This window comes from Romboutsia sp. (genome assembly GCF_051659545.1).
Lineage (GTDB): Bacteria > Bacillota > Clostridia > Peptostreptococcales > Peptostreptococcaceae > JBOFOR01.
The window spans coordinates 1-15689 of the sequence record NZ_JBOFOR010000312.1; the positions used below are offsets into that span (position 1 = coordinate 1).

A 15689-nucleotide genomic window follows, 5' to 3' on the forward strand; every position below is an offset into this window, starting at 1 on the left:
AGCCCTAGATCAAAAACTAGGGCTATTTTTATATATAATAAAATATGAAAATAAATATGTTATAATTTACGTAACAAACAATTTGTCAAAGGAGATGAATAGATTTTGTTAATAGAAATAATACCTATAATAGATTTGAATATAATAGTATTAATTTTTTTAAGCGTTATACTATTATTATATAAGTCAAAATTCAATATGAAAGATAAATTAAATAAAGTATACTGTATAGTTATTATTACAACGATGATAATAATTTTTTTAGAGATATTAGATAAGATAGTATCTTTAAGCTTAAGTTCTAAGATAGTACCTATAGCTAAATTAATTAACATATGTGGGTTTGCCTTATCTCCAGTTGTTCCTTGTTTTTGGTTAATTTATATATTAGAAAGTTTTGATATAAAAGCAGATGTTAAATTAATTTTTATACCTATATTGTTGAATATAATTTTATGCGCAGCATCATATAATTACGGATATATATTTTCTATAAGTAGCATGAATGAATATAAAAGAGGAACGTTATTTTATATACCCTTAACTATTACATATTATTACCTTATTATAAGTGTTATCGTAGTTTATAAGAATAAAACTAAAGTTGATAAGAAAGAATACATAAACCTTATTTTATTTGAACTAATAGCTTTATCAGCAGGAATAATTCAAATAGTATTTAGTCAAGTTTTAGTAATATGGAGCTCTGTAGGTGTATCAATAATAATATATTATATCTACCTTCAAGAAAAATTACTTCGACAGGATAGTTTAACAGGAATATGGAATAGGTTTACCTTTGAGAGCTATGTTAATAATCTTATAAATAAAAATAAAGCATTTTCTCTTATACTTATAGATTTAGATGATTTTAAGTCTATAAATGATAGATATGGCCATGATGAAGGGGATATTGCTATCAAAAATATAGCAACATTCTTAAAAAACTATTTTAAAAAAGAAGGAATAGTAGCCCGTATGGGTGGAGATGAATTTGTTGTTATTTTAGAGGATATAGATAAATATGAATTAAAGTCTTTGATTAGCAATATAAATGATAGTTTAAATAAATACAATGAAAGCTTGAATAAAAAATATAGTCTAAAATTCAGTATCGGTTATGATGAATTTAATGATAATTACGATGACCTAGACACATTAATGAAAAGTGTTGATATATTTATGTATAGGAATAAAAATAGTAAGAAAATATAAATAATGTAATAAAATATGTATATTAATAAATTTAATGGAGATAATTATAATGTAAAACTAAATAGAAACAAAAGAATTACTCAATCTCCCCCATTTTAAAGACCTCTATCCCCCATAGAGGTCTTTAGTTTTTTGAAAATATAATAATATTTAAATTAGGTTGAAATTATACTATCTTGGGTAAAATATGTAAAATAATATAGAGTAAATTTTTAAGTACAGATACAATAGTTATGATATAATTAAAAGTATTAAGGAACTAATGTTCGAAAAGGAGTGAGATTGATGGACTTTAATTTAAAATCAGACTTTAAACCTACAGGAGACCAACCTCAAGCTATAAAATCAATAGTAAGTGCTATAAATAATGATGAAAAATGTTCTACTTTATTAGGTGTTACAGGCTCAGGAAAAACTTTTACAATGGCAAATATTATACAAGAAGTAAAGAGGCCTACATTAATACTTGCTCATAATAAAACACTAGCAGCACAACTTTATAGTGAATTTAAAGCGTTTTTTCCAGATAATGCAGTAGAATACTTTGTAAGTTATTATGATTATTACCAACCGGAGGCATATGTTGCCCACAGTGATACATACATAGAAAAAGATTCAAGTATAAATGATGAAATAGATAAATTAAGGCACTCTGCAACAGCATCTATTTTAGAAAGAGAAGATGTTATAATAATATCTTCAGTTTCATGTATATACGGTTTAGGAGATCCAAAAGATTATAAGGAACTTATGCTATCTTTAAGACCAGGGATGGAAAGAGATAGAGATGATATTATTAAACGTTTAATTGAGATACAGTATGAAAGAAATGATATCAACTTTACAAGAGGAACTTTTAGAGTTAGAGGAGATATATTAGAAATATTTCCAGCAAACAATGATGAAAAAGCAATACGAATAGAGTTTTTTGGAGATGAAATAGATCGAATAACTGAAATAGATTATGTAACAGGAAAAATAGCTGGAGTAAGAAATCATATAGTTATCTTCCCTGCATCTCACTATGCAACTACTCCTGAAAGAATAGAAAAAGCTATTGTAGAAATAGAAAAAGAGATTAAAGATAGAGTAGACTATTTCAAAGAAAATGATAAGCTATTAGAAGCACAAAGAATAGATCAAAGAACGAGATACGATATAGAAATGTTAAAGGAGATAGGTTTCTGTCAAGGAATAGAGAATTACTCAAGACATATAACAGGCAGAGAACCAGGAGAAAAACCATATACATTAATGGACTTCTTTCCTAAAGATTATTTAATAATAGTAGACGAATCTCATGTTACGATACCTCAAGTTAGAGGAATGTATGGTGGAGATAGATCGAGAAAAACATCTCTTATAGAAAATGGTTTTAGATTACCTTCTGCATATGACAATAGACCTTTAAACTTCCAAGAGTTTGAAGAAAATATAAACCAAATATTATTTGTAACAGCTACACCAGGTCCGTATGAAATAGAGCACTCTACAACAATAGCAGAGCAAATAATAAGACCTACAGGATTACTAGATCCAGTGGTGGAAGTTAGACCTATAAATAATCAAATAGATAATTTAGTAGGAGAAATAAATAAAGTTATAGAAAAAGGGGAAAGAGTATTAATAACGACTCTTACTAAAAAGATGAGTGAGGATTTAACTAATTACTTAAAAGAAATAGATATTAAAGTAAAATATCTGCACTCAGATATAGATACTCTAGAAAGAGTAGAAATAATAAGAGATTTACGATTAGGTAAAGTTGATGTATTAGTAGGTATAAACTTACTTAGAGAAGGATTAGATATACCTGAAGTTTCATTAGTGGCAATTTTAGATGCTGATAAGGAAGGTTTCCTACGTTCTGAAACAGCGTTAATACAGACTACAGGACGTGCAGCTAGAAACTCAGAAGGTAAGGTAATAATGTATGCTGATAAAATAACTAAATCTATGGAAAAAGCGATAGAAGAAACAAAAAGAAGAAGAGAAATACAAGATTTATATAATAAGGAAAATAATATAACTCCAACAACTATAAAGAAAAGTATTAGAGATGGTATAGAAGCTACTAAGGTAGCAGACGAAGAAGCTATTTATGGGATAAAAGATACCGATAATATAGAAGAAATAAAATCTAATATAGTAAGTTTACAATCAGAAATGATGGAAGCAGCACAAAACTTACAATTTGAAAGAGCTGCAGAACTTAGAGATAAGATAAAACAATTAGAAGAAAGGATAAATAATTAGATGGAAGATAAAATCATAATAAAAGGCGCCAAAGAACATAATTTGAAAAATATAGATATAGAACTTCCTAGAAATAAATTTATAGTATTTACAGGATTATCAGGTTCAGGAAAATCTTCTTTAGCTTTTGATACTATTTATGCAGAAGGACAAAGACGATACGTAGAAAGTCTATCGGCCTATGCGAGACAATTTTTAGGTCAAATGGAAAAACCAAACGTTGAGTATATCGAAGGATTATCTCCAGCAATATCTATAGATCAAAAAACAACTTCAAAAAATCCTCGTTCTACAGTGGGAACTGTAACAGAAATATATGATTATTTAAGATTATTATTTGCAAGAGCAGGAGAGGTATATTGCCCAACTTGCGGTAAAAAGATAAGTCAAATGACTATTCAAGAAATAGTAGATAAAATGATGGACTTTGAAGAACGTACAAAATTACAAATACTTTCACCTGTAGTTAGAGGTCAAAAAGGAACTCATAAAAAATTATTAGATAACATAAAAAAAGAAGGTTTTGTAAGAATTAGAGTAGATGGAGAAAATTATGAAGTTACTGATGATATAGATCTAAACAAAAATCAAAAACACAATATAGAAGTGGTAGTAGATAGAATTGTAATTAAAGATGGAATAGAAGGAAGACTAGCAGACTCTATAGAGACCGCAGTTAAACTATCGGATGGATTAGTTATAGCTCAAATAATTGATGCAGAAGAAATACTTTATTCTACTAAATTTGCTTGTCCAGAACATGGTATAGGTATAGAAGAGTTGTCTCCTAGAATGTTCTCTTTTAATGCTCCATTTGGAGCTTGTAATGTATGTAATGGATTAGGGGAAAGCAAAGAAGTAGATCCGGATTTAATTATACCTAATCCCGAACTATCTATAAAACAAGGTGCAATAGCTGCTTGGGGTTCTTCTAGTGGAAATGATGATACATATTATAGTAAAATGATACAAAGTTTAGCAAATTATTTTAAAGTATCTTTAGATACACCATTCAAAGATTTACCAGAAGACTTTGTTCAAGAGTTACTTTATGGTGAAAATAATGTAATGGTTCAATTTGTGTACGAATCTAAATTTGGAGGAAAAAGAGAATACAAAGCTCCTTTCGAAGGTGTAATAATAAATTTAGAGAGAAGATATAGAGAAACAAATTCAGATTATTCCAGAGATAAAATAGAAGAATACATGGCAGAAAGACCATGTCCTAAATGTAAGGGAGCAAGACTTAAGAAAGAAGTTTTATCAGTATTAGTAGATGGAAGAAACATAATGGATGTAACTGATTTTTCAGTTATTGAATTAATAGACTTTATTGAAAATATAAATTTAACACAAAAGCAAAAATTTATAGCTCATGAAATATTAAAAGAAATAAAAGGTAGAGCAACTTTCTTGAAGGACGTTGGGTTAGATTATTTAAATCTATCAAGAAAAGCAGGAACTTTATCAGGGGGAGAAGCACAACGTATAAGGCTTGCTACTCAAATAGGCTCAGCTCTTGTAGGAGTATTATATGTACTAGATGAGCCAAGTATTGGATTACATCAAAGAGATAATGACAGGCTTATAGCAACATTAAGACACTTAACTGATATAGGTAATACTCTTATAGTAGTAGAACATGATGAGGACACTATGAGAGAGGCAGACTACGTAGTTGACATAGGTCCAGGTGCAGGAATTCACGGAGGAGAAATAGTAGGTAAGGGAACTTTAGATGAAATACTAGCAAATCCAGATTCAATTACAGGACTATATTTAAGTGGCAAAAAACAAATACCTATTCCTCATGCTTCTAGAGAAGGAAATGGAGATTTTATAGAAATAGTTAAAGCAACTGAAAATAACTTAAAAAATATAAGTGTGAAATTGCCATTAGGTAAATTTACTTGTATAACAGGAGTTTCAGGTTCAGGAAAGAGTACTTTAATAAATGATATTTTATATAAAGGAATAGCTAGCAAAATTAATAGATCAAGAGTAAGGGCTGGAAAACATAAAGAAATCAAAGGTATCGAAAATATAGATAAGATAATTAATATAGACCAAAGTCCAATAGGTAGAACTCCTCGTTCAAATCCTGCCACGTATACAGGCATGTTTGATATGATAAGAGATTTATTTGCAGCTACAAATGAAGCCAAAGCTAGAGGCTATAAAAAGGGTAGATTTAGTTTCAATGTAAAAGGTGGAAGATGTGAAGCTTGTAAGGGTGATGGTATAATAAAAATAGAAATGCACTTCTTACCAGATGTTTATGTACCATGTGAAATCTGTAAAGGAGAAAGATACAATAGAGAAACTTTACAGGTTAAGTACAAAGATAAGAGTATATCTGATATTCTTGATATGAATGTAGAAGAAGCTTCTAAATTCTTTGAAAATATACCGAATATAAGCAAAAAGCTAGAAACTTTAATAGATGTTGGTCTTGGATATATTAAACTAGGACAACCATCAACTCAATTATCAGGTGGAGAAGCTCAAAGAATAAAGCTTGCTACAGAACTTAGCAAGAGAGCAACAGGAAAGACATTGTATATACTAGATGAACCTACAACAGGCCTTCATATGGCCGACGTAGACAAGCTAATACATGTACTTCAAAGATTAGCTGATACAGGGAATAGTGTAGTAGTAATAGAGCATAACCTAGATGTTATAAAAACATGTGATTATATAATAGATTTAGGACCAGAAGGTGGAGACAAAGGTGGAGAAATAGTAGCTACAGGAACTCCTAGAGAAGTATCTCAAGTAGAAGGTTCTTATACAGGTATGTTTTTAAATAAATATTTTAAATAAGATAAAAATATTAGCCAATACTGTAATTTTAATTACAGTATTGGCATTTTAATGTACTATTATATAGTAATTTCTTTAGTTGTTAATTCAATTTCATATTGATCTAACTCAGATTTAGAACCGTATATAAAATGACCTGGTCTGATTTCAACCCACTGTGGAGTTTCCCTAGAGTAATCATGCATTTTTGAATCATATTTAATACGTGTTCTTCCTTTTTCATAATCAGGGTCTGGAAGAGGTATAGCTGATAATAATGATTTTGTATAAGGATGAAGAGGATTTTCATATAGTTCATCAGCAGTAGCTAACTCTACTAATTTACCCTTATTCATAACACCTATTCTATCACTTATATACTTAACCATTGAAAGATCATGAGCTATAAATAAATAAGTAAGACCATTTTCAGTTTGCAGCTTTCTAAGAAGATTAACAACTTGTGCCTGTATAGAAACATCTAGAGCAGATATAGGTTCATCAGCAATTATAAACTTTGGCTCTATAGCTAAAGCACGTGCTATACCTATACGTTGTCTTTGTCCACCAGAGAATTCATGAGGATATCTACTTGCATGTTGTTCATTAAGCCCGACAGTTCTTAAAAGCTCATAAACTCTTTGAGTTCTATCTTCTTTAGTTTTGCAAAGACCATGTATATCTAATCCTTCAGCTATTATATCACTAACAGTCATACGAGGATTTAGACAAGCCATAGGGTCTTGGAATATCATTTGCATATTTTTGTTAACATAAGCTCTGTCTTCTTTGGTAAGTTTTTTAGCTGAAATATTCTTTCCATCAAAGGTAACTTCTCCATCAGTAGGGTCATAAAGACGGATGATAGTTCTACCAGTAGTAGACTTACCTGAACCAGATTCACCAACTAATCCGAAAGTTTCTCCTTCATAGATTTCAAAAGATATATCATCAACAGCCTTAACAATAGTTTTTCTATCTATTCTAAAATGTTGTTTAACATTTTTTACTTCTAGTAATACTTTTTTACTCATCTATAGCCACCGTCCTTCTCTCAACCTTGACAGGTCTTTCTACTTTTTTAGCAAGTGGATGTAGAAGCCAAGTAGCAGCATAATGGGTATCACTAACTTTAAACATAGGTGGATCAACTAAGTGGTCTATTTTTAATGCAAAATCACTACGAAGAGCAAATGCGTCTCCTTTAGGTGGATGCATTAAATCTGGAGGTGTTCCAGGTATATTATACAAATCATTATCTCCTATATCTAGGGTAGGCATAGAGCCTAATAGTCCCCAAGTATAAGGGTGTTGAGGGTCATAGAATATATCAGATGAAGTGCCGTATTCTATGATTTTACCAGCATACATAACAGCAACTCTATCAGCCATATTTGCCACAACTCCAAGGTCATGAGTTATAAATATAACAGCAACACCAGTTTTCTTTTGTAAATCTTTTATTAATTCTAATATTTGAGCTTGTATAGTAACATCAAGAGCTGTAGTTGGTTCATCTGCAATAAGCACCTTAGGATTACACGCTAAAGATATAGCAACAACTATACGCTGTCTCATACCACCTGAGAATTGATGAGGATATTGCTTAAATCTTTTCTCAGGCTCAGATATACCAACTAAATCTATAAGTTCTATGGCTTTTTTATTTGCTTCATCTTTACTAAGACCTTGATGTTTTACAATTCCTTCCATTATTTGTGTTCCCACAGTCATAGTAGGGTTAAGAGAGGTCATAGGATCTTGGAATATCATTGCAATATCCTTACCTCTTAGTTTTTCCATTTCTCTTTCTTCAAGCTTAGTCAAATCTTTACCTTCAAATAATATTTCTCCGCCTTTTATAATAGCATTTGAAGCTAATATTCTCATTATAGTCTTACAAGCAACTGATTTACCAGAACCTGACTCTCCAACTATAGCTAATGTTTCACCTTTATGTAAATCAAATGTAACTCCTCTAACGGCTTGTACTTGCCCCCCGAAAGTTCCGAAGTTAACACATAAATCTTTTACTTCAAGTAACTTTTCCAATTTATCTCATCTCCCTTACTAATTATTGATTACGCATTTTAGGGTCAACAGCATCTCTTAAACCATCTGCTAATAAGTTAAGGCTAAGTATTAAAATACAAAGAATTGTAGCAGGTATAAACATCATATAAGGATAGTTTTGTAATGCTTGGAACCCTTCATTTATTAACACTCCCAGTGATGCCATTGGTGGTTGTAAACCTAATCCAATGAAACTTAAAAATGCTTCATAGAATATTGCACTTGGTAAAGAGAACATTATCATTACTACTATTGGTCCTATTATGTTAGGGAATAGATGTTTAACGATAAGTCTTATATCTGAGGCACCTAAAGTTCTAGATGCTAATACGAATTCTTGATCTTTAAGTCTTAGTACATGAGAACGTACAACCCTTGCCATGCCAGTCCATCCAGATACAGCCATAGCCATAGATATAGACATTATACCTGGTTTAAAGACCAGCATGAATAAAGTAACTACAACTATAGAAGGTATACCTGTAATAACTTCAATAATACGCTGCATAACTAAGTCAACTTTGCCACCATAGTAAGCTGAAACACCACCGTAAGTAACACCTATAACTAAGTCAAAGAATGCTGCTAGTAATGCTATAAATAAAGATACTCTAGCTCCTACCCAAATACGTGTCCATATATCACGTCCTAATGAGTCAGTACCAAACCAATAATCTTCATCTATGTCTTTTTCAGTATAAATATCAACTCCGCTAGAATCTTTGCCATCCATAATTCCTAATGTAGAAACAATAGGCATTTTGGGTGGAACTTTAGAATGTCTAATACTTTGTTGTTTATAAGTATAATTAGAAAGCATTGGAGCAAAGATTGCCATTAATACAATAACAAATAATATACATAAACCAGTTACAGCCGCAGGATTTTTAAATAATCTTTTTCTAGCATCTTGCCAGAATGTTAAACTTGGTCTGCTAATAGCTTCTTTATCATCAGCTTCAGCAGGCATAGGCTTAAATAAATCTGCTGTTAATTCTACTTCTTGACCATCAATCATTATTTTATCAACCATTTTACTTACCTCCTGCTAAACGTATTCTAGGGTCAATGACACCGTATAAAATGTCAACTAGTAGTATTACCGCTATGTAGAATGCACTATAAACTATAGCGACACCTGAGATTACAAATAAATCATTTGTATTTATTGCACTAACTAACAAATCACCCATACCTGGAACAGCAAATACTCTTTCAACAACTAGAGAACCAGTTAATAGTGCAGCAGCAAGTGGACCTAAAATTGTAATAACAGGTATTAAAGCATTTCTTAAAGCATGCTTCATTATAACAGTAGCTTTACTTAATCCTTTAGCTTTTGCTGTAACTATATAATCAGCATTTAATACTTCAACTAATTCTGTTCTAGTGAAACGAGCAACACTTGATATAGTCCATACAGACATTGCAAGTGAAGGTAAAATAGTCCATACATATCTAAAATCAGAACCAAGTGGAACACCCCATGTTATAGGGACAAATTTAAATCTCATACCTAAGTATAATTGTAAAAGAGCCGCAATTACAAAGGCGGGAACGGATACTCCTAAAACAGCTATAATGGTGCATAAATAATCCCAAATAGTATTTCGGTTTAGTGCTGCTACAATACCGAGAACTAATCCTACTATACTACCAAATACTAAAGATTGAATACCTAACATAGAAGAAGGTCCTATACGACCGCCTATAATGTCTTCAACTTTTTGATTAGCATTCTTAAAAGAAGTACCTAACTCACCCTTAAATACACCAGTAAGATATTTTGCATACTGAACTGGAATCGGTTTATCCAGACCATAAGTAGCCTCTAATCTAGCTATTGCTTTTGGACCAAGTTTTTGATCATTAAATGGAGTTCCTGGAAGAAGTCTTACCAGGAAGAAAGTAACTGAAATAACAACAAATAACGTGATAAACATATACATAATACGCTTCATTACATAGCGAAACACGCCAATCCCCCCCTTTTTTTTTATATAATAATTAAATAAATATATATTTATTTAAGAAAGTAAAACTTTATAGATACATAAAACTTACAATAATAGATACAAATGAGATGAATGCCCCACAACACAATAAACTATTTGTTAAATAAAAATGATTAGTTCTGCATATATAATCATCTAATGTAAGATTTGTATCTTCTGTTAATACACCTCTTTTCTTTTGGATTTGTTGATTAATTTTATTAAAGGAGAATATAGTAACATTAAAGAATCCTCTCTCCCAAACAAAGCATAATGCCCCAAATAACAAATAAATCATTCCTATAAAAAATACGGAATTTATAAAGGAATACTGGCTAAAATCTCGAATTATAGTATAAAAAAGACTAATAATAAAATCAAATGCAAGAAATGTAAAAAAATGCTTCAAAATGTCACCACCTTTAAAATATTTTATTATTTAATTGTAAACCTAAAATCATTTAAATTCAATAAAAAAACATTAATTTGTAAAAAAAAAATTTCTTAACAAAAAAATCAGAAAATTAAAAAAAACAAATGATTTTTAATTGAAAATGTTATATAATAATTCTTAAACGTATGAGTAAAGTTATTCAGTAAAAAAAATGAGGGGGGATTTTTATGTTTTTAAGAAGAAAATTAACAGTAATGGCAACTATGGCATTAGTAAGTGCTACTTTATTAGCAGGATGTAGTAGTACAGAATCAAAAGGTGGAGGAGAAGCTACTGCAGGAGATGTTTTAGGAAACAAAAATGCAAGAGTAGCTATATCACAAGCTATAGATAAGGAAGCAATATGTGATGTTATATTAAACAATGGATCATTCCCAACTAATATATGGACTGCTAAATCATTAGCATTTGATAACGGTAAAGACTATGCAGATTTACTAGAAGGTGCAGGATATTCATACAATGAAGAAGCTGCAAAAGAAGCTTGGGCAAAAGCTAAAGAAGAAGTTGGATTTGATACAGTAACAATGGAAATGATAACTTATGATAGTGACTCAGGTAAAAAACTAGCTGAATTTGTTCAAAATGAATTAGCAGATTTAGAAGGTTTAACAATAAATGTAACTAATTTACCATTTGAACAAAAATTAGATAGAGAGACTAAGGGTGATTTTGACTTATCATTTGCAGGATGGGGAGCAGATTATCCAGACCCATTAACTTTCTTAGCAACTATGGAAACAGGAAAACAATATGCTAAGCAAGTAGGATATGATAGTGCAGATTATAACAAATTAATTCAAGATGCGATGAAACTTCCAGTAGCTGAAGCGTATGCTAAATATGCAGAAGCTGAAAAGATGATGCTAGGAGAAGCATACTTAGCTCCATTATATCAAAAAGCAGTAGCATATTTAGAAAAAGAATATGTTTCAGGTATAGTAAGTAACTCTTGGGGAGCTGACTACACTTATACATATGCTGATGTAAATAAGCCTGAAAAAGTTCTTAACTTACAAGAAGCTTCAGACATACCTACATTAGATGTAAGTAAAGGCACAGACCAAGTTTCATTCCAAACTCTTAACAGTACTATGGAAGGTTTAACAAGAATAGATGCAAAAGGTGGGGTTCAACCTGGAGTAGCAGAATCTTGGGAAGCTTCTGAAGATGGATTAACATGGACTTTCAAATTAAGAAAAGACTCTGTATGGTCAAATGGAAATCCTGTAACAGCTAAAGACTTTGAATACTCTTGGAAGAGAACATTAACTCCAGAGACTGCAGCTGAATATTCATATATAATGTATGATTTAGCTGGAGCTGAAGATTATAACGCAAAAGGTGGAGATGCTAATACAGTAGGAGTTAAAGCAATAGATGAGTATACTTTAGAAGTTAAATTAGTTAGACCTATAGCTTATTTTGCAGAATTAATGTCATTCCAACCATTCTACCCACAAAACCAAGCATTTGTTGAATCTTGTGGAGACAGTTATGGTACTGCAGCAGACAAACAGTTATACAATGGACCATTCACACTAAGTACTTGGAAGAAGGAAGATATATTCTCTATAACTAAAAATGATAAGTACTGGGATGCTGCAAATGTTAAATTAAACACTATAAACTATAAGATAGTTAAGGACACTGGAGCAGCAGTTAACTTATATGAAGCTGGAGAAATAGATAAGGTTGCATTAAGTGCTGAATATGTTGATAAATACAAGAATGACAAGAACTATAAGACTAAAGATTCTGCATCTACATTTATGTTACAAGTAAATGGTGGAAATAGACCTGCTAAATAATAAACAAATAAATAATTAAAATAATAAGCGTATAAATTAGAGGATATAAAATTCTTTTAATTTATACGCTTTTATTAATTTAAGCCTATTAATAAATGATAAATCATGTGAGTAATTGATATTTTTAGGGTATAATTTTAATAAGAAAAACTTGCTTAGCTCAATGCTTAGAATTTGGAGGGATAGATTTGTTTGATATACAAGAACATTTAAAAAAACTTCCAGCTCAGCCTGGAGTATATTTAATGAAGGATAAACACGACAAAGTAATATATGTAGGAAAAGCTATATCGTTAAAGAATAGAGTAAGACAGTATTTTCAATCGTCAAAGAATCACTCTTCAAAAGTTGTATCAATGGTAAAGAATATTTACAAGTTTGAATATATAATAACTGATTCTGAGTTAGAAGCTTTGATTTTAGAGTGTAATTTAATCAAGCAGTATAGACCCAAATATAATGTTTTATTAAGAGATGATAAGACTTATCCATACATAAAAATAACTACAAACGAGGACTATCCAAGAGTATTAAAAGTTAGAAGAGTAAATAAAGATAAAGCTAAGTACTTTGGTCCCTATACAAACACAGCAGCTGTAAATGATACCTTAGAAATAATAAGAAATACTTACCCAATAAGAAGTTGCAATGTTGATATAGAAAAAGCAATTAAAACTAATATGAGACCTTGCTTAAATATGCATATAAATAAGTGTGTGGGACCTTGCACGGGAAAAGTAAATAAAGAAGACTACAACAAAATGGTAGAGGAGATAATATTATTCTTATCAGGAAAAGAAGAAACTCTTATAGAAATACTAAAAGAAAAAATGAATAAATGTGCTGTAGATTTTAACTTTGAAGATGCAGCAATGTATAGAGATAAAATAAAAAGCTTAGAAGAAATGATGCAAAAGCAAAAAATAGATGCAAGTTCTTCAGAGTTAAATCAAGATGTAATAGCTATGGCTAGAGCACATGATGAAGCTTGTGTTCAAATATTCTTTGTTAGAAGCGGTAAGATAGTAGGTAGAGAACATTTTATACTAGAAGGTGTTATGGACAGTGAGAGAGCTTCTATATTAGGATCTTTTGTTAAACAATTCTATATGGAGCAAGAATACATACCAAAAGAATTGATAATAGAAGATGAAATAGAAGATGGTTTTATACTTGAGGAATGGCTAAGCTCCAAAAAAGGTCAGAAAGTTACTATAAGAGTTCCTCAAAAAGGTGAAAAGAAAAATCTTGTAGAAATGGTTAGAAAAAATGCTGTTGAATACTTAGAGAAGTTTTCTGATATGAACAAAAGAAAGTATGAAAAGAGTATAGGAGCATTAGAAGAATTAAAACAAATTTTAGGATTAGATAAAATACCAAAGAAAATAGAATCCTTTGATATATCAAATATACAAGGCGTAGATTCTATAGGTTCTATGGTTGTATTTACAAATGGAAAAAAAGATAAAAAAGAATACCGTCGATATAAAATAAAGACAGTAATCGGACCAAATGATTATGATTCTATGGCAGAAATAGTTGAAAGAAGATTGAAATATGGAGACTTTCCAGATTTAATGCTTTTAGATGGAGGAAAAGGTCAGGTAAGTTCAGTAAAAAAAGTGCTGGAGAAAAATGGTGTAGAAATTCCATTGTGGGGAATGTATAAAGACGATAAACATAGAACCAAAGGGCTTATTTCCCGGGAAAAAGAAATAGAGCTAGATAAAACTTCTAATTTGTATAGATTTGTAGCAAGTATTCAAGAAGAAGTTCATAATTACGCCATAACCTACCATAGAAGCCTGAGAAACAAAACTTTGACAAAATCTATATTAGATGATATACAAGGAATAGGAGAAAAAAGAAAAAAATCATTATTAGCACATTTTAAAGATATAGAAGCTATAAAAAATGCAACCTTTGAAGAATTGCTAGCAACGGAGGGTATGAATAAAGCTTCAGCGCAAAGTGTATATGATTTTTTTACGAATAAGTAACTTGTATTACATAGGTCGCTCAAGGGTTGAGAATTTTTAGGAAGGGATAAGTAGAGTATGAGTTTAGAAGATAGAGTATCGATAAAGGAAATAATAGAGAAATTAAATTTAGAAGTAGTCCATATGCCTGAAAATAAGGACTATTATGTATATACTCAAGATATAAATAGGCCTGGATTACAGTTTGCAGGATATTTTGAATATTTTGCTCATGATAGAATACAAATAGTAGGAAAAAGTGAGTATAACTACTTTAGCAACATGAACGATGAAACAAGGAGTAAAGTTTTAGATGAATTTTTCTCTTACGAAGTGCCTGCATTAATAGTATCTAGAGCTTTAGAAGTAAAGCCAGATGTTATAAAATATGCAAAAAAACATGAAAGAGTAGTATTAAGTACTACTAGAAATACTACAAGATTAGTTAATACCTTATCTAACTATTTAGATACAAAATTAGCTCCACATACCACAATACATGGGGTGTTAGTAGATGTATATGGAATTGGGGTATTAATAAAGGGAGAGAGCAGTATAGGTAAATCAGAAACTGCATTAGAACTAGTTCAAAGAGGGCATAGACTAGTTGCAGATGATGCAGTAGAGATAAGAAAAATAGATGAAAGCATTCTAACAGGTCAATCTCCAGAGTTACTTAGACACTTCCTTGAAATAAGAGGAATAGGCATAATTGATGTTAGAAGTTTATATGGAGTAGGAGCAGTTAAAAACTCTAAAGGTATAGATATAGTTGTTCATCTAGAATCATGGGATGAAAATAAATACTACGATAGATTAGGATTAGACAAAGAATATGAGGAAATTTTAGAATTAAAAGTAGAAAAATTAGTAGTACCTGTTAAGCCAGGAAGAAATACTGCTATGGTAATTGAGGTTGCAGCTATGAACTTTAGACAAAAAGGAATGGGATACGATGCAGCTCAAGAATTTACTAAAAAACTAGCTAAATTAATAGATACTAAATAAATAATTCTGGTAGATATAAGGTAACATTAAAATAAGTCTATAAAATTATCAATTCAAAAAGGATAGATTTTTTTTAAAAATCTATCCTTTTATT

At 30.5% G+C, this 15689-nt stretch carries 11 protein-coding genes; 6 read left to right on the top strand and 5 right to left on the bottom strand.

What is annotated here, in order from left to right:
* Positions 1–105: 105 nt before the first annotated feature.
* From ACRC03_RS18535 to uvrA, 3 genes are all read left to right on the top strand, one after another.
* Positions 106–1215 (top strand): GGDEF domain-containing protein, encoded by a 1110-nt coding sequence (locus ACRC03_RS18535; protein WP_438654090.1) that lies wholly within the window; start codon positions 106–108, stop codon positions 1213–1215.
* 285 nt (positions 1216–1500) lie between these two features.
* The gene (gene uvrB / locus ACRC03_RS18540) at positions 1501–3471 is read left to right on the top strand and encodes an excinuclease ABC subunit UvrB (protein ID WP_438654091.1); all 1971 of its coding nucleotides are present in this window, start codon (positions 1501–1503) and stop codon (positions 3469–3471) included.
* Positions 3472–6297, top strand: a complete 2826-nt coding sequence (uvrA, locus tag ACRC03_RS18545; RefSeq protein ID WP_438654092.1) for an excinuclease ABC subunit UvrA — start codon at positions 3472–3474, stop codon at positions 6295–6297. It begins immediately after the preceding gene.
* A 59-nt stretch (positions 6298–6356) separates the two neighbouring features.
* Here the strand turns inward: uvrA and ACRC03_RS18550 are convergent, their stop codons facing one another.
* The 5 genes from ACRC03_RS18550 to ACRC03_RS18570 form a co-directional block, all read right to left on the bottom strand.
* A complete protein-coding gene (locus ACRC03_RS18550; protein ID WP_438654093.1) occupies positions 6357–7310 on the bottom strand; it encodes an ABC transporter ATP-binding protein in 954 nt (317 codons plus the stop codon).
* The gene (locus ACRC03_RS18555) at positions 7303–8328 is read right to left on the bottom strand and encodes an ABC transporter ATP-binding protein (RefSeq protein WP_438654094.1); all 1026 of its coding nucleotides are present in this window, start codon (positions 8326–8328) and stop codon (positions 7303–7305) included. Before ACRC03_RS18555 ends, ACRC03_RS18550 begins: the two co-directional genes overlap by 8 nt.
* A gap of 22 nt (positions 8329–8350) precedes the next feature.
* Complete coding sequence (gene opp3C / locus ACRC03_RS18560) at positions 8351–9382, bottom strand: oligopeptide ABC transporter permease (RefSeq protein WP_438654095.1); 1032 nt, start codon at positions 9380–9382, stop codon at positions 8351–8353.
* Between the two features lies 1 nt (position 9383).
* Complete coding sequence (locus ACRC03_RS18565; protein WP_438654096.1) at positions 9384–10325, bottom strand: ABC transporter permease; 942 nt, start codon at positions 10323–10325, stop codon at positions 9384–9386.
* 67 nt (positions 10326–10392) lie between these two features.
* Positions 10393–10752 (bottom strand): DUF3899 domain-containing protein, encoded by a 360-nt coding sequence (locus ACRC03_RS18570; RefSeq protein WP_438654097.1) that lies wholly within the window; start codon positions 10750–10752, stop codon positions 10393–10395.
* A 212-nt stretch (positions 10753–10964) separates the two neighbouring features.
* On the opposite strand from ACRC03_RS18570, the gene ACRC03_RS18575 reads away from it, so the two are divergent.
* The 3 genes from ACRC03_RS18575 to hprK all read left to right on the top strand — a co-directional run bounded on the left by ACRC03_RS18575 (position 10965) and on the right by hprK (position 15595).
* The gene (locus ACRC03_RS18575; protein WP_438654098.1) at positions 10965–12608 is read left to right on the top strand and encodes an ABC transporter substrate-binding protein; all 1644 of its coding nucleotides are present in this window, start codon (positions 10965–10967) and stop codon (positions 12606–12608) included.
* Positions 12609–12796: 188 nt separating this feature from the next.
* Positions 12797–14608, top strand: a complete 1812-nt coding sequence (uvrC, locus tag ACRC03_RS18580; RefSeq protein ID WP_438654099.1) for an excinuclease ABC subunit UvrC — start codon at positions 12797–12799, stop codon at positions 14606–14608.
* Positions 14609–14665: 57 nt separating this feature from the next.
* Entirely contained in the window at positions 14666–15595 is a 930-nt protein-coding gene (gene hprK / locus ACRC03_RS18585; protein ID WP_438654100.1) for an HPr(Ser) kinase/phosphatase, read from the top strand.
* Positions 15596–15689 lie beyond the last annotated feature (94 nt).

Coding starts and splice junctions, on each gene's coding strand:
- opp3C (WP_438654095.1), bottom strand. CDS start 9,382: ATGGTTGATAAAATAATGATTGATGGTCAAGAAGTAGAATTAACAGCA.
- ACRC03_RS18550 (WP_438654093.1), bottom strand. CDS start 7,310: ATGAGTAAAAAAGTATTACTAGAAGTAAAAAATGTTAAACAACATTTT.
- ACRC03_RS18575 (WP_438654098.1), top strand. CDS start 10,965: ATGTTTTTAAGAAGAAAATTAACAGTAATGGCAACTATGGCATTAGTA.
- uvrA (WP_438654092.1), top strand. CDS start 3,472: ATGGAAGATAAAATCATAATAAAAGGCGCCAAAGAACATAATTTGAAA.
- hprK (WP_438654100.1), top strand. CDS start 14,666: ATGAGTTTAGAAGATAGAGTATCGATAAAGGAAATAATAGAGAAATTA.
- uvrB (WP_438654091.1), top strand. CDS start 1,501: ATGGACTTTAATTTAAAATCAGACTTTAAACCTACAGGAGACCAACCT.